The following is a 21,887-nucleotide window of genomic DNA, read 5'->3' as shown; positions in this document are numbered from 1 at the left end:
GTGGACTGGCTGTGTCGTTTCGGGCCATGGGAGAAAGGTTGGATGAGTCGCATCAGCGCTGGAGGAGTCAAGCCAGGTGCTGCGGGGTTGCCGCCGTCAGCCGCTTCCGCCGGGGTTCAGCCCCGATAGCCCCGCAGCTTCCGGTACAGCGTGGCGCGGGCGATGCCCAGGGCCGCCGCCGCGCGGGCCTTGTTGCCGCCGTTGCGGCGGAGGGCCTCCAGGATGGCGGTGCGCTCGGCATGCTCCATCGGGCTGAGCTGCCGGGTGGCGGGTCCCTCACGTACGGGGTCCGGCAGCTCGGCACGCCTGACGGGGCCCGTTGCGCGACGGTTCTCGGCCAACGCCCGTACAAGGTGGGCGAGTTCGGTGACATTGCCGGGCCACGGGTACTGCTCCAGGGCGCGCAGCGCGTCCAGTGTCCAGGTGAGCGGGGGTCGCCCCGGTGCAGGCCTGGGAGTCAGGGCGGGAAGCAACTCCCTGATGTCCTCCGGCCGTTCGTGCAGCGCGGGCAGCGTCACCGAGCGTGCGGCCAGGGTGTCCAGGAGCCGCTGGAGGCACGGGCCCGGAGGCGCTCCGGGGGTGTAGGTGGCGAGCAGGGGGGCGCCGGGACGGGCGTCGAGCAGCGAGTTGAGGGCCGCCGAGTCGGACTGCGCGAGACGCTCGACGTGGCGGATGAGGAGTGGACGGCCGTCCGTCAGTTCGCCGATCCCGCCGCGGAGCCCGCCTTCCGCCGCGTCCACGATCAACGGCCTCGCGGCCAACTCCCGTGCGAGCGAGGTCTTTCCGGTGCCGCGTTCGCCGACGAGCAGCAGGGGCTCCGGGGTCCGGGCCAACTCCATCGCGCGGCCGACCGCGTGGCGCCAGGGCACCGACCGCCCGGCCAGCGAATCGACGGTCCGCCCGGCCGAGGCCACAGGCGCACGTCCCACCCGCTCAAGCACGGCGACCGCACCGATGACCGAGCCCAGGTGCGGTACCGGGGTGACGGTCGCGGAACAGTCTGCGCCGTCCGGGAGCCGGATGCGGTACGAGGCCGAGGGCGCCGGGTCGGCTGCCGCTCCGGGCCCGGCGGCAGGACCGGTTCCGGTTGCCGCCCGTGTCTCCGCCTCGTCTCCGGATTCCGCAGCCGTGCCCGAGTCGCCCTCGAACTCCGGCTGTGCGCCGCGGCCCACGGTCCGCAGCAGTGCGACCGTGTTCCGCTCCAGGGCTTCCAGTCCTTCCGGTGAAAGGAGTTGCCCCGCGGCCTCGTTGACGAGCCGGTTGCGTCCGTCGAGGGCGACGACCGCACGTCCCTGCTCCCGCGTGGCCCGCAGAAACGCGTCCAGCAGCACACGTTCCGCCGCCCGCGACCGTATGAGCAGTTCCGCCTCGACGGCGCTCGCCGCTGCCTCGGCGAGCGGGGCCCCCGGGTGCGGCGTGCACTCGGGGCTGAGCCCGGAGGCCACCGTTACCGTGCCCAGTGTCCGACCGGTCTCCGGCGCCAGCACCGGCACACTGACCGCGGAGACGTCCTGCCACAGGTCGAGGAAGTGCTCGGGGCCGTGCACCTCGGCGCGGCGGCGGGTGTGCAGCGCGAGGGCCGCGCTGTTGTGACCGACCTCCTGCTCGGAGAGGTCACGGCAGCACGCGGCATCCGGAGCGCAGCCGGCCGCCCACAGCACCCGCAGCCGCTCGTCGGTGAGGACGAGCGCCGCCTGCCCGGTGCCGAGCGCCGGGGCGAGCCGTTCGAGCACGGGCAGGGCCGCGGTGAGCAGGGTGGATTCGGCCGGCCGTACCGGATGCCGTGGCGCCTCGGGCGCCGAGTCGGTCACATCGTGCCGCACGCCGAAGAACCGGGCGCGCTTCCACGCGGCGGCGACGTCGTCCGGCACGTCGTCCGGCAGTTGATGCCCCGTCAGGAACAGCTCGCGGGCCCTGCGCAGTGAAGCGAGGGAGGGGCGGACGGAGAAGCGTTCTGTGCTGGTCACAACGACACTCACCGTACCGGGCGCGGTTGAACGAGCAACAACCGCCTGCGGTTTCCCGTTCACGCCCCACACGCTCCGCCTGCGGTTTCCCGGTCCGCACCCCGCACCCACCGTCTGCGATTTCCCCGTCCGCTTCGTCGTCCGCGCCCCGTACCCACCACCTTGAACAAGCGCGCCCACCGTCCCGTACCCACTGGGTACGTGTTCACCGTGCCGCCCCCGGCGCCGCACTGTCTCTAATTGAGACACCCACGCTCCCGCGCCCCCCTCCATGATCTTGAACGATCGGCGCCTGTTCTCTGTCCCTGGAGCGTTTCCCGTGCACACCGTCGAGCCCGATGTCGTGACCGACGTACTGATCGTCGGCAGTGGCCCCGCGGGTGCCTCCGCCGCGCTCGCCCTGAGCACGTACGGCGTACCGAACATCGTCGTCACCCGTTACGCGAGCCTCGCCGACACGCCCCGGGCCCACATCACCAACCAGCGCACTATGGAAGTGCTGCGTGACCTCGGCGTCGAGCAGGAGGTCGTAGCGAAGGCCACGCCGCAGCACCTGATGGGCAACACGACCTTCTGCACCAGCCTCGCCGGCGAGGAACTCGGCCGGGTCCGCTCCTGGGGCAACGACCCGCTCGTCCAGGGCGCGCACGAGCTCGCCAGCCCCACCCGCATGTGCGACATGCCCCAGCACCTCATGGAGCCGGTGCTCATGGACGCGGCCGTCGCCCGCGGCACGCGGCTGCGCTTCAGCACGGTGTACAAGTCGTTCGTCCAGGACGCCGACGGTGTGACGGTCACCGTCGAGGACCGGCTGCGCGGCGACGAGTACACCATCCGCGCCAAGTACCTCATCGGCGCCGACGGCGGCCGCTCGCAGGTCGCCGAGGACGCCGGGCTGCCGATGGGCGGCCAGATGGGTGTGGCCGGCAGCATCAACATCGTCTTCGACGCGGACCTGTCGAAGTACACCGCCCACCGGCCGTCCACCCTCTACTGGGTGCTCGCCCCGGGCGCCACCGTCGGCGGCATCGGCGCGGGCCTGGTGCGCTGCGTCCGGCCCTGGAACGAGTGGCTGATCGTGTGGGGGTACGACGTCACCGCGGGCGCCCCCGACCTGACCACCGAGTATGCCGAGTCCGTCGTTCGGGGGCTCGTCGGCGACGACGAGATCCCGGTGACCATCAAGTCGTCCTCGGCATGGACCGTCAATGAGATGTACGCGGAGACGTACTCGAACGGCCGCGTCTTCTGCGCCGGGGACGCCACACACCGCCACCCGCCGTCCAACGGCCTGGGCTCCAACACCTCCATCCAGGACGCCTACAACCTGGCCTGGAAGCTCAGGCTCGTCCTCGACGGCACGGCGTCCCCGAAGCTGCTGGACTCCTACACCGCCGAGCGAGCCCCGATCGGCAAGCAGATCGTCACCCGCGCCAACAAGTCCATCGGCGAGACGGCCCCCGTCTTCGAGGCGCTCGACGGGCTCTCCCCGCAGACCCCCGAGCAGCTGTGGGCCAACATCGCCGCCCGCAAGGAGGACACACAGGCCGCGGAGAAGCAGCGGGCGAGGCTGCGCGAGGCCATAGCGTTCAAGGTGTACGAGTTCAACGCACACGGCGTCGACCTCAACCAGCGGTACGCGTCCGCCGCGATCGTTCCCGACGGCACCCCCGACCCCGGCTTCGACCGCGACCCCGAGCTGTACCACCAGCCCACCTCCCGCCCCGGCGCCAAACTCCCGCACGCCTGGATCACCTCGGGCACGCGCACCCTGTCGACGCTCGACACCGTCGGACAGGGCCGCTTCACCCTGATCACCGGCATCGGCGGCGGGGACTGGGCGCGGGCGGCCGCCGCCCAGGATCCGGAGATCGCCACCGTCGTCATCGGGCCCGGGCAGGAGTACGAGGACCCGTACGGGGACTGGGCGCGACTCAGCGAGGTGTCCGACGGGGGAGCCCTGCTCGTACGCCCGGACGGCTACGTCGCCTTCCGGCACGCGACGGCGGCCGCGTCCCCCGAGGACGCGGAGCGGTTGCTTACGGGGGCGGTGCGACGGATCCTCGGACATGCCTGACGGGAACGGGCGGGATGAGCCGCGGGACCAGGGGAGCCGTATGAGCACCGCATTCACCAGCGACATCACCGGGGCGGTCGTCGACAGCCTGGAGGGCACGGCCGACCCCCGGCTGCGCGAGGTGCTCGGCGCCCTCGTCCGCCATCTCCACGACTTCGTCCGCGAGACCGAGCCCACCATGGCGGAGTGGGAGAGCGCCATCGCCTTCCTGACGGCGACCGGGCAGACCTGCACGGACACCCGGCAGGAGTTCATTCTCCTGTCGGACGTGCTGGGTGTCTCGATGCTCGTCGAGACGCTGAACGCCGACCGCGCGGGGACAGGGGCGACGGAGTCGACGGTTCTCGGCCCGTTCCACCTGACCGAGTCGCCGGTCCGGGAGCTCGGCGCCGACATCGACCTGGTCGGCAGCGGCGAGCCGTGCGTGGTCAGCGGCCGGGTACGGTCCGCGGACGGCACCCCAGTGCCGGGCGCCGTCCTCGACGTCTGGCAGGCGAGCGCCGAGGGCTACTACGACGTGCAGCAGCCCGGCGTCCAGCCGCCGGGCAACGGGCGGGGGCTGTTCACGGCGGACGCCGAGGGCCGCTTCTGGTTCCGTACCTGCGTGCCGAGCCCGTACCCGATCCCCACCGACGGGCCCGTGGGCGACCTGCTTCGCGCGACCGGACGGCACCCCTACCGTCCCGCTCACATCCACTTCATCGTCTCGGCCGAGGGGCATGCGCCGGTCACCACGCACATCTTCGTGGCGGGCAGCGACCACCTCGACTCGGACGCGGTGTTCGCGGTCAAGAAGAGCCTCGTCCAGGACTTCGACGAGACCGACGACCCGTCCCTGGCACGGGAGTTCGGCGTTCCGAACCCGTTCCGGCAGGCACGCTTCGATCTCGTCCTGAACCCGGAGCGGTCGTGATGGAGTTCGTCCACGAGGCCCGGCCGATGCGGGTCGTCTTCCGGCCCGGAGCCTCGGTGACCGCGGTGCCGGACGAGGCGGGCCGGCTCGGGCTGCGGCGGGTGCTGGTCGTGTGCGGTCCCCGGGGCGCGGCCACCGCACGGGCGGTGGTGGACTCCCTCGGTGACACCTGCGCCGGGCTGCACGCTCAGGCCCGTATGCATGTGCCCGTGGAGGTGGCCGACCGGGCCGTCGAGGTGGCGCGTGCCGCGGGCGCCGACGGTTGCGTGGCGGTCGGCGGCGGCTCCGCGATCGGCCTCGGCAAGGCCATCGCACTGCGCACCGGACTGCCCCTGATCGCCGTGCCGTCGACGTACTCCGGCTCCGAGATGACACCGGTCTGGGGCCTGACCGAACAGGGCGTCAAGCGGACGGGCCGTGATCCGGCCGTGCTGCCGCGCAGCGTGGTGTACGACACCGAGCTCACCCTGTCGCTGCCGGTGGGTCTGTCCGTCACGAGCGGCATCAACGCGGTGGCGCACGCCGCCGAGGCGCTGTACGCGCCGGACGCCTCGCCGCTGGTGGCGCTCATGGCAGAGGAGGGCGCACGGGCGATGACCCATGCCCTTCCCGGGCTGGCGGCCGACCCCGGGGACCTTCAGGTGCGCGGGCGAGCCCTGTACGGGGCCTGGCTGTGCGGTGCAACGCTGGGCGCCACCACCATGGGCCTGCACCACAAGCTGTGCCATGTCCTCGGCGGTACGTTCGGTCTGCCGCACGCCGAGACGCACACCGTGGTCCTGCCGTACGTCCTGGCCCACAACGCGTCCGCCGCCCCCGAGGCCATGGCCGCCCTGGCCCGTGCCCTGGGCACCGAGGACCCCGCGCTCGCCCTGCGGAACCTCTCCATCCGGTTCGGCGCACCCCGCTCCCTCGCCGAACTCGGCCTGACCGAGCCCGACTTGGCGGTGGCGGCAGGGCAGGCCGCGGGCCAGACCTACCCGAATCCCCGCAAGGTCACCGTGGACGGCGCACTGGACCTGCTGAGAGCGGCGTACGAGGGGCGGGCGCCGGAGCCGTCGTGACCGCCGCTTCCGCGGCCGGCCGCCCGAGCCCACTCCTCCTGGGTCCGGGACGTCTCACCGACGCTCCGACCACCTAGTCTGAACCTTCCTCCGAGGTCCCGCCGACATCCTGGCGAGACCTGAAAGATGAAAACTGAAAGGTGAACTCCATGGCCCTCGGACTGCTCCGGCGGCGACTCATGGGTGCCTCCGCAGGCGCCGCAGGCCGCACGCTTCCGGTCCCGGCCGGCGCGGGTGCCATTGTCCGCGAGGTCCTCGACCCCGTGAACCAGCCCATGGGCGCCGCCGACGTGACGGTGACGGAACTGCGCAGCCACCGGGTCGCGGCACGCGGCGCCACCGACCCGTACGGCTTCTTCACGGCGGTCCTGCCGCCGGGCAGCTACAGCCTGCTGATCGTGGCGGAGGGCCTGGAGCCGCACCGCGAGACCGTCGAGGTCGTCGCGGACAGCAGTCTGACGCCGGTGCGGGTGTGGCTCCAGACGGCCCGGCAGCTCGAACTCCCGGTCCCCGGCACCTGGCTCTTCGACCCGCCGCACACGGCGATCCGCTTCATCGCCAAGCACGTCGGCATGGCGCATGTGCACGGCCGTTTCGAACGCTTCGACGGCGGCATACAGGTCATGCAGGATGTGTCCGAGTCCCGCGTCCATGTGCGCATCGACGCGTCGTCCATCACCACGGGCAACAACACCCGGGACACGCACCTGCGCTCCGCCGACTTCCTCGATGTCGAACGCTACCCGTACATCGAGTTCAACAGCACCCGCTTCGCCTACCGCGGGGGCAGCAAGTGGACACTGCACGGCACCCTGACCATGCACGGCGTGAGCCGGTCCGTCGCGCTGGACACGTCGTACCTGGGCATGGTCAACGGCGGCTACGGCGAGGAGTTGCGCTGCGCGGCCCTGGCCAAGGCGGAGCTGCACCGCGAGGACTACACCCTCAACTGGCGCACGATGCTGGCGCGCGGCATCGCGGTGGTCGGCCCGACGGTCCAACTGGAGCTGGACGTCCAGGCGATGTACCGCACCCACGACACCCCGACTCCGCCGGAGTAGGCGAGGGCCCGTGTGAGGCGGCGGGTGAGTACCGGCACGCGGTCTCCCCACCGCCCCCCGTCACGACTACGCAGGCCCCGACCGGGCCCTCACGCGTGCGGCAGTGTCAAGGCCGAGTCCCCGTGCACCGTGATGTGTACCGGTGTGAAGTCGACGGCGTCCACCCGCGACTCCCCGGTGCCGGGGTTGCGCGCGTAGCGCGGATGGGCGCCTCCGCTGATCTGCCAGCGGATGCGGTGACCGGCGGCGAACCGGTGGGCGGTGGCGCTCATCGGCACGGTGACCTCGGAGGGGGCCTGGCCGGTCGTCCGCACCGGGGCCACCCCGTCACAGACATTGACGGAACGGCCCTGTGCGTCCACGTCGCAGAGGCGGGTGAAGACGTCGGCGTGTCCGGTGTCGGTGGAGATGCTCAGCCGCGCGGAGACCGGGCCGATGACGTCGACGGGCTCCGTCAGCGGAGGGCCGGTGAACGTCAGGACGTCCGCCCGGGCCTCCAGGGTGCCGTTGTCGCGGGGTCCGGCGGCGGGGGAGAGCAGGGGGCCGCCGAGGGACGGGGTGGGGTCGGCCGGATCGTAGCGGAAGGAGGCCACGGGACCGTGGTCCGTGGGGGCCTGCCGGATGAGGTGTCCCTCCGGAACCGGGAACCATGCCGTGGTGGCACCCGGGGACTGCGGCCAGTCGTCGAGATCCCTCCAGGTGTCGTCGCCGCCGACGTGTACGCGCACGGGGGTGGGGCGCAGACCTGAGCGGTCGCCGCACAGGTGCGCACGCAGCCAGGCGAGGCTCTCGGCGAACACGTCGGGCCAGCCCTGTTGCAGGGCGGAGGTGTGGGTCCAGGGGCCGACGAGCAGGGCGGTCTCGCATCCGGCCTTGCGCAGCCGGCCGTACTGCTCGAAGGTCTGGTCGACCAGCGCGTCGCTCCACCCCGTGATCAGACCGGTGGGCACGCTCAGCCCCTCTGCCGCTGCCCCCAGCGACGCGCCGTGCCAGTAGGGGTGTTCGGCGTCCGCATGCGCCATCACATCGTCCAGCCAGGGCACTTCACCGCCGAGGGCTGATGCGTGCGCCCCGCGCAGCGGCCGTGCGGTGGTGATCTCGCGCAGCCGGCGCCTCAGACGCAGCGTCGCTCTCACGAACGGTACGAAACCCCGGTGCTGGTACGTCATACCCGCGGCGACAGCGAGGGCGTTCTCCAGCTGGAGCACACCGTTCGTGTGGAACAGGGCGTAGGGATCGTGCAGACCCACCTGCACGACCATCGCCTTCAGCTCCGGTGGCGGGTCCAGGGCCAGCGCCCACTGCACGTACCCCAGATAGCTGGGGCCGATCGTGCCCAGGGTGCCGGTGAACCAGGGCTGGGAGCGCAGCCAGGAGACCGTGGCCCGGCCGTCGGCGGCCTCGTTGCGCCACAGGTCGAACGTACCGCCCGAGCCGCCGGTGCCGCGGCAGCTCTGCAGGACCACGTGGAAGCCCTGCTCGGCGAAGAGCACGCCGTACATCGGGGACCACGGCAGGCCCCTGCCGTAGGGCGAACGCACCAGGAGAGTGGGGAAGTCGCCCTCGGCGCGCGGGAAGTAGTGGTCCGTGACCAGCGGGCTGCCGTCGGCGCCCGGGACCGTCAACTCCGGCTCCCAGCCGACTTCGTACCGCTTGACCGGGAGACCGCGCCAGGTCGCCCGCAACAGCCGTGAGGACAGCGGCGGTTTACCGGCGGGCGGTGTCCAGGCCCTCCTGGACACGGCGTCAGCGGCGTCATGGGCGCGTGATGTCATGGCCCCTCCTCTATTCTCGTACGTTGTACGAGAATAGAGCATGCTTGGATGGCGTCGACAAGGGGCGCAGTGGCGAGGAGAGGACGCGAGGACCGTGACCCGTGACGGCGGGACCGGCGCCACGGGCGTCGACCCCCAACAGCTCTGGCTCGGCCCGGCCCAGTCGCGCAGGGGCCGCAGGCCCGCCTTCAGTCGTGAGGCGATCACAGCGACGGCCGTCGTCCTGGCGGACTCGGAGGGGCTCGAAGCGGTCACCATGCGACGGGTCGCCGAACGGGTCGGAGCCGGCGTCATGTCGCTCTACAGCTACGCCCCCGACAAGGAGACGCTGCTGGAGCTGATGGTCGACCACGTCAGCGGCGAACTCCCGACGACGCCCGCCCACACCGGCGACTGGCGCGCCGACCTGAGGGCCATCGCCCAGGTCCAGCGTGACCTCATGCTGCGACACCCGTGGCTGCCCGCCGCCCTGTCCACCCGCCGCGTCCCCGGCCCCAACACCCTTGCCTTCCTGGAACGCGCACTGGCCGCGCTGCGCCCCACCGGTCTCGACGGCACCGCGAGACTGGAGGCGTTCGCCCAGCTCACCGCGTTCGTGGCCGGACACGTCGCCCACGAGATCACGCAGGCCTCCGTCGCACGGTCCCCCGACCGCTCGGCGGCCGAAGCCCGCTACCTGGCCGCTGTCGCCGCCGACGGCCACCACCCGGAACTCGCCGAAGTGCTCTCCGCACCCGGCCGCCCCCTCACCCCGGACGCCACGTTCAGCCGCTTCCTCAACCGCCTGATCGACGGCCTCGGCACGGACTGATCCCGCTCGACGCGGAGAAGGGCCCTAGGCGAGGCCGTCCCGGGGGAGCCCGTAGACGCGGTACGCGTTGTCGCGGCCCGTCCACGTAGCGATCCGGAGCGCGTCGGGCAGGCTCAGTTCGTCGGAGTCCACCCGGGACTGAAGCAGGTCGGCCAGCCCCCGCCGGAAGGCCAGCGCACCGAGGTGGAAGAACTCCGCGGCCCCGTAGGCGTCCGAGCTGTGCAGCAGCTTGCGGAACGGGGTGATCTCCAGCGCCTCCTCCAGCACCGCCCGCGCGCGGGCCGGGCCGACGTGGTGCAGGGTGAGCCCGACATCGAGGTACACCTGCTCGAAGACCGCCGCCAGGTAGGCGGCCTGCCGCTGATAGGGCCAGCAGTGCAGCAGCAGCACCGGGACGGTGCCGGAGGTCCGATGCAGCCAGTCGGTCAGACGGGTGGGGTCCACCTGGTGCATCCGGATGTCGCTGTCCCCGAAACCGACGTGGAGTTGGAGGGGCAGCCCCAGGTCGGCGGCGGTCCACAGCAGGTGGCGCACGAGCACCGGGTCGTCCAGCCGGGGGCGCCGCTCGGGCGCCCTGCCGCCTGTTCCTCTGCCGTCCGTTCCCCTGCCGCCCGTTCCCGAGCCATCTGTGCGCCTGCCGTCTGTTCCCCCAGGGCCCAGCCACCGTGCGGCCGCCGCCGTGACGTCCGCGTCCGACGGGCGGTTCGGGTCCAGGTCGAACCCCGTGCGGTACGCGGCCACCGACTTCACCGCCACCGCGCCCCGCCGCTCGACGGTGTCCCGTACGGCCGCGCGGAACGCGGTGGCGTACTCGCCGGGCTCCACACCCTCCGCCGCCAGGCCCTCGGCGACGCTCTCCAGCCGTACGACCTCGTACGCGACGGCGTCACCGGCCGCCGCCGCGAGTTCCGTGGGTGTCGTGATGCGGTCCGGGGCGTACCCGGTGTCGACGCAGAACACGCCGGTTCCGGCGGCCGTGACGAACCTCCGGTTCACCTCGTGCCAGCCCAGCTCGACCCGCCGTGCCAGGTACTCCGCGGCGGGCGCGTGCCGTGGCAGGTCCAGTACCGGAGCGCAGTGCCGGCGGATCGCCACACCGACAGGGGTGTCGAAGGGCGAGATTCCGCTGTCCGGCCACGCGGCGCCCTCGGTGATCAGCGACTCGAACCTCTCCGCGTCCGGATCGGCGGTGACCACGCCGTGGCAGTGGTGGTCCACGAGCGGCAGCCCGGCGAGGGCCTCGTGGACCGGTCCGGTGGCGGGGGACGCGGGACTCACGCCGGTCAGTACTTCCACCGGTACGCCGCTGCCACGAGCTCGTCGTCCAGTTCGGCCACGGCCGCGGTCTCCCCCTGACGCACGGCGATCACGGCGTCGGCCAGGACCGGCTCCAGCGCGGCGCGCAGCACCTCGTCCCGGCGGAACTCCTCGACGGAAGCCTCCAGCGACGTCGGCAGGCGGTGCACGCCCCGGGCCGCCGCTTCCTCGGCACCGAGGCGCGCCGGGTCCCCGCTGATCTCCTCGGGCAGGGGCGCGGCCGACTCCAGGCCGTCGAGCCCGGCGGCGATCAGGCAACCGAGGGCGAGGTAGGGATTGGCGGCCAGGTCGACGGGCTTGACCTCCAGATTCGCCTCCTGGCTCTGGCGTCCCGTCATACCGGTGATGACGCGCACCGCGGTCTCACGGGTCTCGCGACCCCAGGCGGCGAACACCCCCGCCCACTGCGAGGGCCTGAGCCGCAGATGGCTGGCCGGGGACGGGGCGGTGACGGCCGTCAGTGCCGGGAGATGCGTGAGCAGACCGGCCACGAACGACTCGGCCTCGGCCGTCATGCCGTACCGACGGTCGCCCCCGGCGTGCAGGTTCACCCCGTTGCGCCATGCGGAGAGGTGGATGTGCCCGCCGTTGCCGACGCCCTCGGCGAGGACAGCCGGTGAGAAGGACGCCCTCAGCCCGTGGCGCCGCGACACCGCCCGGATGGTCTGCCGCACCAGCACACTGCGGTCCGCGGCGGCCACCGGGTCCAGCGCGCCCACGGAGATCTCGAACTGACCGGCCGCGTACTCGGGGTGGATCTGGTAGACCTCCACGCCCTGCGCCGCGAGCGCCGTCAGCAACTCCAGGGTGTAGTCGCTGAGTTCGACCTGCCGGGTGGCGCTGTAGGCCGGGCCGGTGACGCCGGGGACGAACGTGTCGTCGGGCGCAGCGGCCTGCCCGACGGCCCACTCGACCTCGACGGCCGCCTTGAACTCGATGCTGTGACGCAGGGCCGCGTCCGCGACGATCCGGCGCAGGAAGGTACGGCTGCACGCCGGGTGCCGCGCCCCTTCCTGAGTGATCCGGTCGACCGGGGCCCACGCCCAGCCGGGCTGGGCGGACAGGGCCACGACCTGGTCGAGGTCGGGGTAGAGGCGCAGATCGCCGTCAGGGGAGCCGAGCACGTCCGTGGACACGATCGAGTCGTCCGCGAGGAACGTGTCGAACACCGGCGACATTCCGACGCCCCAGGCCGACGCCGAGGCGAGCCGCGACACCGGGATCGTCTTCACCCGGCAGATGCCCGCGGTGTCGACATGGGCGAGGACGACACCGTGCACACCCTTCGTGGACAGGTCCTTGGCCTGGGCCCTGGCCCGCCCGACGTCTTTCGGGCGACCGCCGGGGACTGGATCGGCCAGGGTCGTCATACGTCCTCCTCGCGTGCTCGGTGCTCCGCTCAGGGTTTCACGGTCACCGCCCCGAACCGCGGTACCACGACGGGGGAGCCCGAGTCGGCACGCCAGTGCGAGCACGCCACCGGACCAGGGGCGGCCGCCCCTCCTCCACGGGTGCTGTCATGGGCGGGGCCCTCCCCAGCCCATTCGCTCACCGGGTGAAATCCGGAAGCTGCGTCCAACTTGTCTACCGGCCTATTGGTTGACGCTTCATCGCCGTGACACCCGTAGATCTTCGATGCGTCAACGAGGTTCACCAACACTGTTCTGGGCATGTCAATCCTGCTTGAATGCCCCCACCCCCACGGATTGACCAGGAGGACGCATTGAAGACGCGTGCGCGGAGGCTCCGCAGAGCATCCCTCGTTTCCGGCAGCGCTGTTGCACTGGTGATCGCCTTCCCCGGTAGCGCGCTCGCAGCCCCGCCCCCGGCCCTGCCTGCCAACGCGGACACCACCGAGCAGACATGGCAGCCGGCGTACGACTACGACACCGACGGCTGCTACTCGACGCCCGCCATCGGGCCCGACGGAACCGTCAACGGAGGCCTCAACCCGACGGGCGCCCTCAACGGCCAGTGCCGCGACGCCTCGGACCTCGACAACACCAACGGCTACTCCCGCTACAAGTGCAACAACGGCTGGTGCGCCGTCATGTACGGCCTGTACTTCGAGAAGGACCAGGCCGTGGCCGGCAGCAGCCTCGGCGGCCACCGCCACGACTGGGAGCACGTCGTGGTGTGGGTGCAGAACAACCAGGCCCAGTACGTCGCCACCTCGGCTCACGGCAGCTTCAACATATACACCCGCGACCAGATCCGCTGGGACGGCAACCACCCGAAGATCGTGTACCACAAGGACGGCATCAGCACGCACGCCTTCCGCCCCGCGAACTCGAACGACGAACCGCCGGAGAACCACAAGGGCACCTGGCAGTACCCGCCGTTGGTCGGCTGGAACGGTTACCCCGCCGGGCTGCGCGACAAGTTGAGCGCGTACAACTTCGGCAGCGCCAACTTCGGTCTGAAGGACAGCAGCTTCAACTCCCACCTCGCGGCGGCCAAGCCGTCGGGCATCTCGTTCGACCCCAACGCCTGACAGCCGGGCCGGACACGGCACCCCTCACCGGCCGGAAGCGCCAGGGCGCGGACGGTTGGTGGGGGTGCCCCCCCGTGCGGGACGGAGGCGAGAGTTCCTGTTCATGTGAGGTACGCTCGTCGTACGTGATCGCGCGGGAAACCCGCGGTGGCGCATCGGGACGTGGCGCAGCTTGGTAGCGCACTTGACTGGGGGTCAAGGGGTCGCAGGTTCAAATCCTGTCGTCCCGACTTAAGAACATGCGCGGTAGAGGCTGTTTCTGAGTAATCAGGAACAGCCTCTTTGTTGTTCGTGGGGACGAGACGGGGTATCCCTGCGGCCGACCATGGCCCGGGGTCCCGTCCGCTCTCACGCGTTGTGCTCTGGTCTCACGCATTGTCCTCTGGGACGAGGTCGCGCGAACGACTCCGCGGTGGCCGGGACTACGTGAATTTCCGTCCGGCGGTGGAAGATTCCCCTTTGCCCGCGCAGGTAGCTTTTCCGTAAAGCTGCGAAATCGCTTCAGGAGAAACTACCGGTGGAGAACGAATGACCGTCGAACAGATGTTGCCCCCGTCTCCTCTGAAAGGAGAGCACGATTCGCTGCCCGCCGTCGCGGATACGGGCAGCGCCGCCCGTGCGGAACGGCTGATGTCATTTCTGCGTAAATACGCGGAGGGACGCGTCAATTCGGCGCTGATGGACGACCGGCGCAGTGTGACACCGGCCGCGATTCTCGATCTGGGAAAGGCCGGACTGTTCGGACTCCAGGTCGCTCAGAAGTATGGAGGCCTGGAACTCTCCCATGCCGACGCCTACCGCGTCATAGCCCAGGCGGCGGTCATGGACACCAATCTCGCGCTCATCGCGGGCGTGCACAACGCGATCGGAGTGACGCCGATCCGTGTGTTCGGTGACGACAGGACCAAGGCGATGGTCCTGCCGGAGATCGCCCGGGGCAGGAGCCTGGCAACCCTCGCGGTCAGTGAACCCGGCGCCGGATCGAATGTGCAGGGCATCACGACGACGGCCACCGCGGTGCCCGGCGGCTACGTGGTGAACGGGCGGAAGTGCTGGATCAGCCTGGGCGCCTGGGCCGGCCATGTGAACCTGGTGGCGAAGACCACGGACGAGCAGGGGCGGCCCACGGGACTGTCGGCGTTCCTCGTGGAGGGACACAGCGACGGGTTCGTGCCCGGTCCGGAAGCCGTCACCCTCGGCATGAAGGCGTTTCCGCAGAACCGCATCGACATCTCGAACCTGCGACTGCCGTCCGAGGCGCTGCTCGGCGCCGAAGGCCAGGGGATGGCCGTGGCCCAGAGCGCGTTCTACGGGGGACGCGGCATGCTGGGCGGTGCGTGCGTCGGTGTCATGAAGCGCTGTCTGCAGCTCACCGGCCGGTTCGCCGCACGCAGGCACGTGGCCACGGGCACACTGCTCCACAACGGCCGCGTCCAGCAGATCCTCAGCGAGTGCGTGGCGGCGACCCGCGCGGTCGAGATCCTCGTCCAACAGGTCGCCCATGACCTGGACTCCGGTCGTGAGGTCTCACCGGAGCTGTATTCGGCCTGCAAGATCCTGGCCACCGAGCTGGCGTTCCGGGTCGCGGACTGGTCCGTGCAACTCCTCGGCGGGCGCGGATACCTCGACACGAACGTCATCGGACAGCTTTTCCGGGACATCAGGCTGCTGCGCATCTTCGAGGGCGCCACGGAGACACTCACCGTGTACATGGGGTCCGTCATCTCCAAGGAACCACGGAATCTCATCGAGCTCGTTTCCGGCCGATACCGTGCCGTGGGGACCATGGAACTGCTCGGAAAGACCTACGACCGCCTGGTGGCCGGACTGCCCGCAGCGGACCGGGGGCTGCGGGCCGCTCTCCGCGACAAGCACATTCTTGCCAGCATCACGGGCGAGCTGGCCTGCTGGGGACTGTTGTCCGCCATGACGGAGTACACCGAGCACCGCACCGGTACCGAACTCGACCGGTACACCGCGTTCTGGGCGGGCCGGCAGCTCCATGACCGTGTTCAGCAAGCCGGCGACACAAAGCGGCAGTTCGAGGTGCTCGACGCCGCCTTTCTCTCCGAGCGGATCGCCGACTACGCGAGGGAGATCGGGGATGTCCAGCAGAGCCTGGCCGGAGAGGACCGACAGCTCGACGCGCTGCTGAGCCGGCCTTGACGGGCCGCGTTTCCCGTCCCCACCGCCTTGGTCCCCATGTGAAAGGTGCGGTTTGATGTTCGCACGGCTGGGCGGCCTGGTCGTCCGAGCACGCTGGCTGGTCATCGCGTTGGCCGTCGGGGTCCTCGCTGTCGGAGGAGTCTGGGGCACACGCGTCGTCGATTCGCTGAGCGACGGCGGGTTCTACCCCGAGCACGGTCCGAGCGCCGAGGCGGAACGGCGTATCGAGAAGGAATTCGGCAGGCAGAACGCCGACGTCGTGGTGGTCTACACGTCCGACCGGTCCACGATCGACGACGCGTCCTTCACCGACCCCGTGCGGGACAAGCTCTCCGCCATCGCGGAGCGCAGGGAGGTCGCCGACGTACGGTCCTACTTCGGCACCCGTGCTCCGGCATTCGTTTCCCGGGACGAACACTCCACCTTCGCGGTGATCAGCCTGGTCGGCACGGACGAGGAGACACGTGCCGACCAGTTCGAGAAGGTCGAGGAACTGCTCCCCGTCCCCGGAACGACGACGCTCGTCGGCGGCCGGGAGGCGGCGCTCGGGGACTTCAACAAGAAGACCGAAGAGGGAATCCTCACTGCGGAGATCATCGCGACACCGATCCTCACGGTGCTCATGCTGATCATCTTCGGGGGTGTCGTCGCGGCCTCCATGCCGCTCGTCGTGGGCGTGCTCGCGGTGCTCGGCGGTTTCACCATCACCAGGCTACTGACCTACGTCACCGACATCTCGGTCTTCGCCATCAACGTGATCACCATCATCGGGCTGGGTCTGGCCATCGACTACTCGCTGTTCATCGTCAGCAGATTCCGGGAGGAGCTCGCGGCCGGGGCCGACGAACGGACAGCCGTCGTACGCACCATGGCCACGGCGGGACGGACCGTGGTCGTGTCCGGTGCGACGGTGCTCCTGGCCCTCGCCGGACTGCTGATCGTTCCGTTGCCGTTCCTGCACGGCATCGCGCTGGGCGGCGGCGCCGCGATCGGGGTGGCGATCGTCAGCGCGCTGGTGGTGCTGCCGGCCGTCCTGGTCGTCCTCGGCAGGCGCATCGACGCTCTGAGCATTCGGGGCCGCCGCGGACCCCGCCGCCGGGACACGAGCGAGGACACGAACGGGGATACGAGCGGCGACACGAGCGGAGGCGATGGCCTCGGCATGTGGGCGAGGGTCGGCTCCGCCGTCATGCGTAGGCCCGCGGCATGGCTGGTCGGAGTCCTGGCCGTGCTGATCGTTGCGGCCACGCCCTTCCTCCACGCCACCTTCGAGACCGTGGACGAGCGGGTCCTGCCCGCGGGCACGGAGAGCCGTGTGGTCGCGGAGACACTGAAGTCGGAGTTCCCCGGCGGCGCCGACGGGACGCTCCTGCTGATGGTCGACGGAGGCGGGCGTACCGCGGCGGAAACTGTCAGTGGTGCCGTCAAGCGCATGGACCACGTGGCCTCGGTGACCCCGATCGCCACCGAGGGCGGAGGGACCCTCCTCCAGGTGAAGGCAACGGACGGGGAACAGGGGCCCGGAACCCGCGCACTGGCCCGGGAACTTGACCGACTCGCACCACCCGAGGGCACCTCACTGCATGTGTCCGGCCTGGCCGCCCAGGTCAACGACCAGATGGACGCCATCGCCGACGGGCTGCCCTGGCTGGCGCTCACGGTGGTCGGCGTGACGCTGGTGATGCTCTTCTTCGCCTTCGGATCGGTCCTGATGCCCATCAAGGCCGTCCTGATGAATCTGGTGTCGATCGGTGCGGCATTCGGCGCGGTGGTGTGGAGCTTCCAGGACGGCCACCTGGCGGGAATCCTGGGGTTCACCGCGCGGCCCGTCGAAGCCAGCAATCTCGTCCTGATCCTGGTGCTGCTCTTCGGGCTGGCCACCGACTACGAGGTGTTCCTGCTCTCCCGGGTGCGGGAGGAGTGGGACGTGAGCGGTGACAACGCCAGGTCCGTCATGGTCGGAATGCAGCGCACCGGAGGGATCATCACGGCTGCCGCGCTCCTGCTGATCGTGGTGGTCGCGACGTTCACCACCGGAGGCGTGAGCTTCCTCAAACTCATCGGCATCGGAATGACCGTCGCCATCTTCGTGGACGCCACACTGGTCCGGATGGTCCTGGTGCCGGCCACGATGAGGATTCTCGGTGACGCCAACTGGTGGGCGCCGCGCCCGTTGCGCCGCTTCTACGCCACGTACGGGATCAGAGAGAACGCCGAAGTCCCGGCCGCGCGGGGCCGGGCCGCCACAGCGTCCGAAACGACCACGGTCTGAGCGACGAGGAGCCCCTCGTCAGGCCGCCACGAACAGCGCTGCCGTCGACGCGACGGAGACCAGTACCGCCGCGTCGACGAGCAGTGTGGGGAACGGCGCACGCGCCCTCAGCCGAGTGGTGAGCGCGCCGATCATCAACGCCAGAAGGCCGATCGACGACGCCAGCCCGAGCGGCGGGGCCAGCAGACCGAGCATCAGGCCGCTGCCACCGGCCAGTTCCAGACCACCGATGACGGGCCACAGGGCGGGCACGAGGCCCAACTGGTCGCGGACCTCCAACGACTGCCGGATTCCCAGCACCTTGACGCCGCCGGTCGACAGGAACAGGAGGCCGAGTGCCGGGGCGAGCACGGTCAACGCGACATTCATCGGTGTCCTTCGGCCGTCTCCGGGTCGTGGTCCGGGAATCATAAGCGGCCACGACACCGGTGAGGGGCGGATGGCACGGGCCGACGGTGTGATCCCGTCGGCCCCTCGGCCAGGCCGCCCCGCGCGCCGTCAGTCGATGTCAGATCGATGTCAGGACTCGGTGCGCGTAGACGATGAGTTGTGTCCGGTCCCGCAGGTCCAGGACGCGCAGCATGGCGGAGACGTGACTCTTCACCGTGGACCTGCTCACGCCCAGAGAACCGGCGATCTCGGAGTTGGACAACCCCCGGGCCACCAGCGCCAGTACCTCCCTCTGACGGGAGGTCAGCCTCGTCTGTCCTTCCGCCCTGGCGGAGAACCATGCCGCATCGCTCGGTGCGCTGCTGTCGAGCAAGGCCTGCATCATGCTCTCCGGCAGTGCGGTTCCCCCGTCCGCGACGGTCATGATCTCGTTCACCAGACGGCGTGTGGGGCAGTTCTTGAGGATCACGCCCCGAGCACCGGCCCGCAGCGCCTCGTATGCGGAGGCTCCCGTGTCGGCCATGGACATCGCCACGACATACGGAGAGACATCCGCTGCCGCCGCGATCAGGTCGCCGACGAGTGCCGAGGTCTCCGGTGCCGAGAGGTGGTCGATGCATACGGTGATGACGTCCGCGGTGCAGGTCTGGACGGTCCTCACGCATTCCTGCCGGTCGAAGAACTGCCCCACCAACTGGATGCTCGGCTCGTTGCGAAAGAGTGAGGCGAGTCCAGCCAGGGTCAGGAAGTTGGGGTCGTACACGATCACCCGGACGGTGCTCGTGGATACGGTGGCCGCCGCTCCACGACCGACTTTACGGTCGAGTTCCCCGAGTCCCACAGGTTTCCTCGCGCGACCGTGAGATAATTTGGAAACCTTTGAAGTTCGGAATACGTCCGTCAACAGAAAATCCCCCGTCTCTCATTGGCAACATCCTCGGCCGTGCCGTGCGGGTCCGGAATGCCCGAGGAGTGCCGGAACTGTGCCCGACCAGGATACTGGTGAGCCGCGACCGGGGTGTTATGGCGTCGTTTCTTGTGGTTGCCGGTACGTGTTGTGTCCAATAACGTTGCTGAATTTGATTGAGTTATGTCGGGGTCGAGTTGATGTTCCGATTCCTCGGCTTGCCGTAAGTCGGTCACCCAACGCAGAAGCCGCCCCGGTCGGAAATGCTTCCGGCCGGGGCGGCGGGGTGCGGACTCTCGGCCCGCTGGTGGTGCTGGTGGTGCTGGTGTGGGTCAGACGAGCGAGGTCAGCGTCTCGTTCCAGGTCGCCGACGGGCGCATGACGGCCGAGGCCTTGGCCGGGTCGGGCTGGTAGTAGCCGCCGATGTCGGCCGGTCGGCCCTGGGCGGCGATCAGCTCGTCGATGATCTTCTGCTCGTTCGCGGAGAGCGTCTCGGCGAACGGGGCGAAGGCCTTGGCCAGGTCCGCGTCCTCGGTCTGCCCGGCCAGCTCCTGGGCCCAGTACAGGGACAGGTAGAAGTGGCTGCCGCGGTTGTCGATGCCACCGACGCGACGGGTCGGGGACTTGTCCTCGTTGAGGAAGGTCGCCGTGGCGCGGTCGAGGGTGTCGGCGAGGACCTGGGCGCGGCCGTTGCCGGTGAGCTTGGCGTACTGCTCGAAGGACGGCACCAGGGCGAAGAACTCGCCCAGCGAGTCCCAGCGCAGGTAGTTCTCCTTGACCAGCTGCTGGACGTGCTTCGGGGCGGAGCCGCCGGCGCCCGTCTCGAAGAGACCGCCGCCCGCCATCAGCGGGACGACCGACAGCATCTTGGCGCTGGTGCCCAGCTCCAGGATCGGGAACAGGTCGGTCAGGTAGTCGCGCAGCACGTTGCCCGTGACGGAGATGGTGTTCTCACCGCGGCGGATGCGCTCCACGGACAGCTGGGTCGCCTCGACCGGGGAGAGGATCTTGATCTCCAGGCCCTCGGTGTCGTGCTCCGCCAGGTACTGGTTGACCTTGGCGATCAGGTTGGCGTCGTGGGCGCGGGTCTTGTCCAGCCAGAACACCGCCGGGTCGCCGGTGGCGCGGGCGCGGGTGACGGCCAGCTTCACCCAGTCCTTGATCGGGGCGTCCTTGGTCTGGCAGGCGCGGAAGATGTCACCGGCGGAGACGGTCTGCTCGATGACGGCGTTGCCGGACTGGTCGACCAGGCGGACCGTGCCCGTGACGGGGATCTCGAAGGTCTTGTCGTGGCTGCCGTACTCCTCGGCCTTCTGCGCCATCAGGCCGACGTTCGGCACCGAGCCCATGGTGGACGGGTCGTAGGCGCCGTTCTCACGGCAGTCGTCGATCACGGACTGGTAGACACCGGCGTAGCTGCTGTCCGGCAGGACCGCGAGGGTGTCGTGTTCCTGGCCGTCCGGACCCCACATGTGGCCGGAGGTGCGGATCATGGCCGGCATGGACGCGTCGACGATGACGTCGGACGGGACGTGCAGGTTGGTGATGCCCTTGTCCGAGTCGACCATCGCGAGCTCCGGGCCCTCGGCGAGCTCGGCGTCGAAGGAGGCCTTGATCTCGGCGCCCTCGGGGAGGGACTCCAGGCCCTTGAAGATGCCGCCGAGGCCGTCGTTGGGAGTCAGGCCGGCCGCGGCGAGCGCCCCACCGTACTGGGCGAACGTCTTCGGGAAGAAGGCGCGCACCACGTGACCGAAGACGATCGGGTCGGAGACCTTCATCATCGTGGCCTTGAGGTGCACGGAGAACAGCACGCCGTCGGCCTTCGCCCGGGCGACCTGCGCGGTCAGGAACTCGCGCAGCGAGGCGACACGCATCACGGAGGCGTCGACGACCTCGCCGGCCAGCACGGGTACGGACTCGCGCAGGACCGTGGTGGAGCCGTCGTCGCCCTTGAGCTCGATGCGGAGGGTGCCGGCCTCGGAGATCACCACGGACTTCTCCGTGGAGCGGAAGTCGTCGACGCCCATGGTGGCGACGTCGGTCTTGGACTCGGCGGACCAGGCGCCCATACGGTGCGGGTGGGTCTTGGCGTAGTTCTTCACCGAGGCCGGGGCGCGGCGGTCGGAGTTGCCCTCGCGCAGGACCGGGTTCACGGCGGAGCCCTTGACCTTGTCGTAGCGGGCGCGGATCTCGCGCTCCTCGTCGGTCTTCGGGTCGTCCGGGTAGTCCGGCAGTGCGTAGCCCTGGCCCTGGAGCTCGGCGACCGCGGCCTTCAGCTGCGGGATCGAGGCCGAGATGTTCGGCAGCTTGATGATGTTCGCCTCGGGGGTCTTGGCGAGTTCGCCCAGCTCCGCGAGGGCGTCCGCGATGCGCTGGCCCTCCTCCAGGTACTCCGGGAACCCGGCGATGATGCGTCCGGCCAGCGAGATGTCACGGGTCTCGACGGTGACCCCGGCCTGTGCGGCGTACGCCTGGATCACCGGCAGGAAGGAATGGGTCGCCAGGGCGGGCGCCTCGTCAGTGTGGGTGTAGATGATGGTCGAGTCAGTCACCGGGTGCTCCGCTCCACGTCTGCAACATTGCTCGACATCAAGATATCTCGTGACCGGCCGGGGCTCGACAGGGGTCGCGGTATCGGTTGGGTACGTGTGGGCGGACGGGCGGGGGCTGTGG

Annotated in this window: 15 protein-coding genes and 1 tRNA gene; 9 read left to right on the top strand and 7 right to left on the bottom strand. The window is 70.2% G+C overall.

The genetic code is table 11. The annotated features are described in order from the left end of the window. Positions 1-116 precede the first annotated feature (116 nt). The gene (locus tag FPZ41_RS09635) at positions 117-1,967 is read right to left on the bottom strand and encodes a helix-turn-helix domain-containing protein (protein ID WP_322620021.1); all 1,851 of its coding nucleotides are present in this window, start codon (positions 1,965-1,967) and stop codon (positions 117-119) included. Positions 1,968-2,286: 319 nt separating this feature from the next. Between FPZ41_RS09635 and FPZ41_RS09630 the strand changes: the two genes are divergently transcribed. From FPZ41_RS09630 to FPZ41_RS09615, 4 genes are all read left to right on the top strand, one after another. After that, positions 2,287-4,044, top strand: coding sequence for an FAD-dependent oxidoreductase (locus FPZ41_RS09630; RefSeq protein WP_322620020.1), 1,758 nt, complete (start codon positions 2,287-2,289; stop codon positions 4,042-4,044). 40 nt (positions 4,045-4,084) lie between these two features. Beyond that, positions 4,085-4,957, top strand: a complete 873-nt coding sequence (locus tag FPZ41_RS09625; RefSeq protein ID WP_152861022.1) for an intradiol ring-cleavage dioxygenase — start codon at positions 4,085-4,087, stop codon at positions 4,955-4,957. Continuing rightward, the gene (locus FPZ41_RS09620) at positions 4,957-6,021 is read left to right on the top strand and encodes a maleylacetate reductase (RefSeq protein WP_152861020.1); all 1,065 of its coding nucleotides are present in this window, start codon (positions 4,957-4,959) and stop codon (positions 6,019-6,021) included. The genes FPZ41_RS09625 and FPZ41_RS09620 overlap by 1 nt, the downstream gene beginning before the upstream one ends. Positions 6,022-6,170: 149 nt before the next feature. Continuing rightward, positions 6,171-7,082, top strand: a complete 912-nt coding sequence (locus FPZ41_RS09615) for a YceI family protein (RefSeq protein ID WP_131563737.1) — start codon at positions 6,171-6,173, stop codon at positions 7,080-7,082. Between the two features lie 89 nt (positions 7,083-7,171). Here FPZ41_RS09615 and FPZ41_RS09610 read toward each other — a convergent pair whose 3' ends face one another. Next, on the bottom strand, positions 7,172-8,857 hold the full coding sequence (locus FPZ41_RS09610) for a CocE/NonD family hydrolase (RefSeq protein WP_152861018.1): 1,686 nt from the start codon (positions 8,855-8,857) through the stop codon (positions 7,172-7,174). A 94-nt stretch (positions 8,858-8,951) separates the two neighbouring features. Between FPZ41_RS09610 and FPZ41_RS09605 the strand changes: the two genes are divergently transcribed. After that, positions 8,952-9,668, top strand: a complete 717-nt coding sequence (locus FPZ41_RS09605) for a TetR/AcrR family transcriptional regulator (RefSeq protein WP_322620019.1) — start codon at positions 8,952-8,954, stop codon at positions 9,666-9,668. 24 nt (positions 9,669-9,692) lie between these two features. Here the strand turns inward: FPZ41_RS09605 and FPZ41_RS09600 are convergent, their stop codons facing one another. Next, on the bottom strand, positions 9,693-10,946 hold the full coding sequence (locus tag FPZ41_RS09600; protein ID WP_322620018.1) for an amidohydrolase family protein: 1,254 nt from the start codon (positions 10,944-10,946) through the stop codon (positions 9,693-9,695). Positions 10,947-10,951: 5 nt separating this feature from the next. Continuing rightward, a complete protein-coding gene (locus FPZ41_RS09595; protein WP_152861014.1) occupies positions 10,952-12,355 on the bottom strand; it encodes a type I glutamate--ammonia ligase in 1,404 nt (467 codons plus the stop codon). Between the two features lie 317 nt (positions 12,356-12,672). Between FPZ41_RS09595 and FPZ41_RS09585 the strand changes: the two genes are divergently transcribed. The 4 genes from FPZ41_RS09585 to FPZ41_RS09570 all read left to right on the top strand — a co-directional run bounded on the left by FPZ41_RS09585 (position 12,673) and on the right by FPZ41_RS09570 (position 17,917). Further along, positions 12,673-13,479: an NPP1 family protein gene (locus FPZ41_RS09585; RefSeq protein ID WP_152861012.1), complete on the top strand. Its 807-nt coding sequence runs from the start codon at positions 12,673-12,675 to the stop codon at positions 13,477-13,479. 156 nt (positions 13,480-13,635) lie between these two features. Beyond that, positions 13,636-13,709: transfer RNA gene (locus FPZ41_RS09580), tRNA-Pro, on the top strand. 400 nt (positions 13,710-14,109) lie between these two features. Beyond that, positions 14,110-15,645 carry an acyl-CoA dehydrogenase family protein gene (locus FPZ41_RS09575; RefSeq protein ID WP_194236040.1) on the top strand — a complete coding sequence of 512 codons (1,536 nt, stop codon included), beginning with the start codon at positions 14,110-14,112 and terminating at the stop codon, positions 15,643-15,645. Between the two features lie 55 nt (positions 15,646-15,700). Continuing rightward, positions 15,701-17,917: an MMPL family transporter gene (locus tag FPZ41_RS09570; RefSeq protein ID WP_152861008.1), complete on the top strand. Its 2,217-nt coding sequence runs from the start codon at positions 15,701-15,703 to the stop codon at positions 17,915-17,917. A gap of 18 nt (positions 17,918-17,935) precedes the next feature. Here the strand turns inward: FPZ41_RS09570 and FPZ41_RS09565 are convergent, their stop codons facing one another. The 3 genes from FPZ41_RS09565 to FPZ41_RS09555 form a co-directional block, all read right to left on the bottom strand. Then, positions 17,936-18,286 carry a DoxX family protein gene (locus FPZ41_RS09565; RefSeq protein ID WP_131569651.1) on the bottom strand — a complete coding sequence of 117 codons (351 nt, stop codon included), beginning with the start codon at positions 18,284-18,286 and terminating at the stop codon, positions 17,936-17,938. Between the two features lie 139 nt (positions 18,287-18,425). Next, positions 18,426-19,148: a response regulator transcription factor gene (locus FPZ41_RS49820; protein ID WP_152861006.1), complete on the bottom strand. Its 723-nt coding sequence runs from the start codon at positions 19,146-19,148 to the stop codon at positions 18,426-18,428. 398 nt (positions 19,149-19,546) lie between these two features. Beyond that, positions 19,547-21,766, bottom strand: a complete 2,220-nt coding sequence (locus FPZ41_RS09555) for an NADP-dependent isocitrate dehydrogenase (RefSeq protein WP_322620017.1) — start codon at positions 21,764-21,766, stop codon at positions 19,547-19,549. Between the last annotated feature and the right edge of the window lie 121 nt (positions 21,767-21,887).

The organism is Streptomyces acidicola (assembly GCF_009377235.1).
Lineage (GTDB): Bacteria > Actinomycetota > Actinomycetes > Streptomycetales > Streptomycetaceae > Streptomyces > Streptomyces acidicola.
This window is presented reverse-complemented; position numbering and strand designations above follow the sequence as displayed.

Bases quoted from the DNA above. Each gene is read 5' to 3' on its own strand.
- FPZ41_RS09625 (WP_152861022.1), top strand. From the start codon at position 4,085: ATGAGCACCGCATTCACCAGCGACATCACCGGGGCGGTCGTCGACAGC.
- FPZ41_RS09620 (WP_152861020.1), top strand. From the start codon at position 4,957: ATGGAGTTCGTCCACGAGGCCCGGCCGATGCGGGTCGTCTTCCGGCCC.
- FPZ41_RS09615 (WP_131563737.1), top strand. From the start codon at position 6,171: ATGGCCCTCGGACTGCTCCGGCGGCGACTCATGGGTGCCTCCGCAGGC.
- FPZ41_RS09610 (WP_152861018.1), bottom strand. From the start codon at position 8,857: ATGACATCACGCGCCCATGACGCCGCTGACGCCGTGTCCAGGAGGGCC.
- FPZ41_RS09595 (WP_152861014.1), bottom strand. From the start codon at position 12,355: ATGACGACCCTGGCCGATCCAGTCCCCGGCGGTCGCCCGAAAGACGTC.
- FPZ41_RS09585 (WP_152861012.1), top strand. From the start codon at position 12,673: ATGCCCCCACCCCCACGGATTGACCAGGAGGACGCATTGAAGACGCGT.
- FPZ41_RS09575 (WP_194236040.1), top strand. From the start codon at position 14,110: ATGTCATTTCTGCGTAAATACGCGGAGGGACGCGTCAATTCGGCGCTG.
- FPZ41_RS09570 (WP_152861008.1), top strand. From the start codon at position 15,701: ATGTTCGCACGGCTGGGCGGCCTGGTCGTCCGAGCACGCTGGCTGGTC.
- FPZ41_RS09565 (WP_131569651.1), bottom strand. From the start codon at position 18,286: ATGAATGTCGCGTTGACCGTGCTCGCCCCGGCACTCGGCCTCCTGTTC.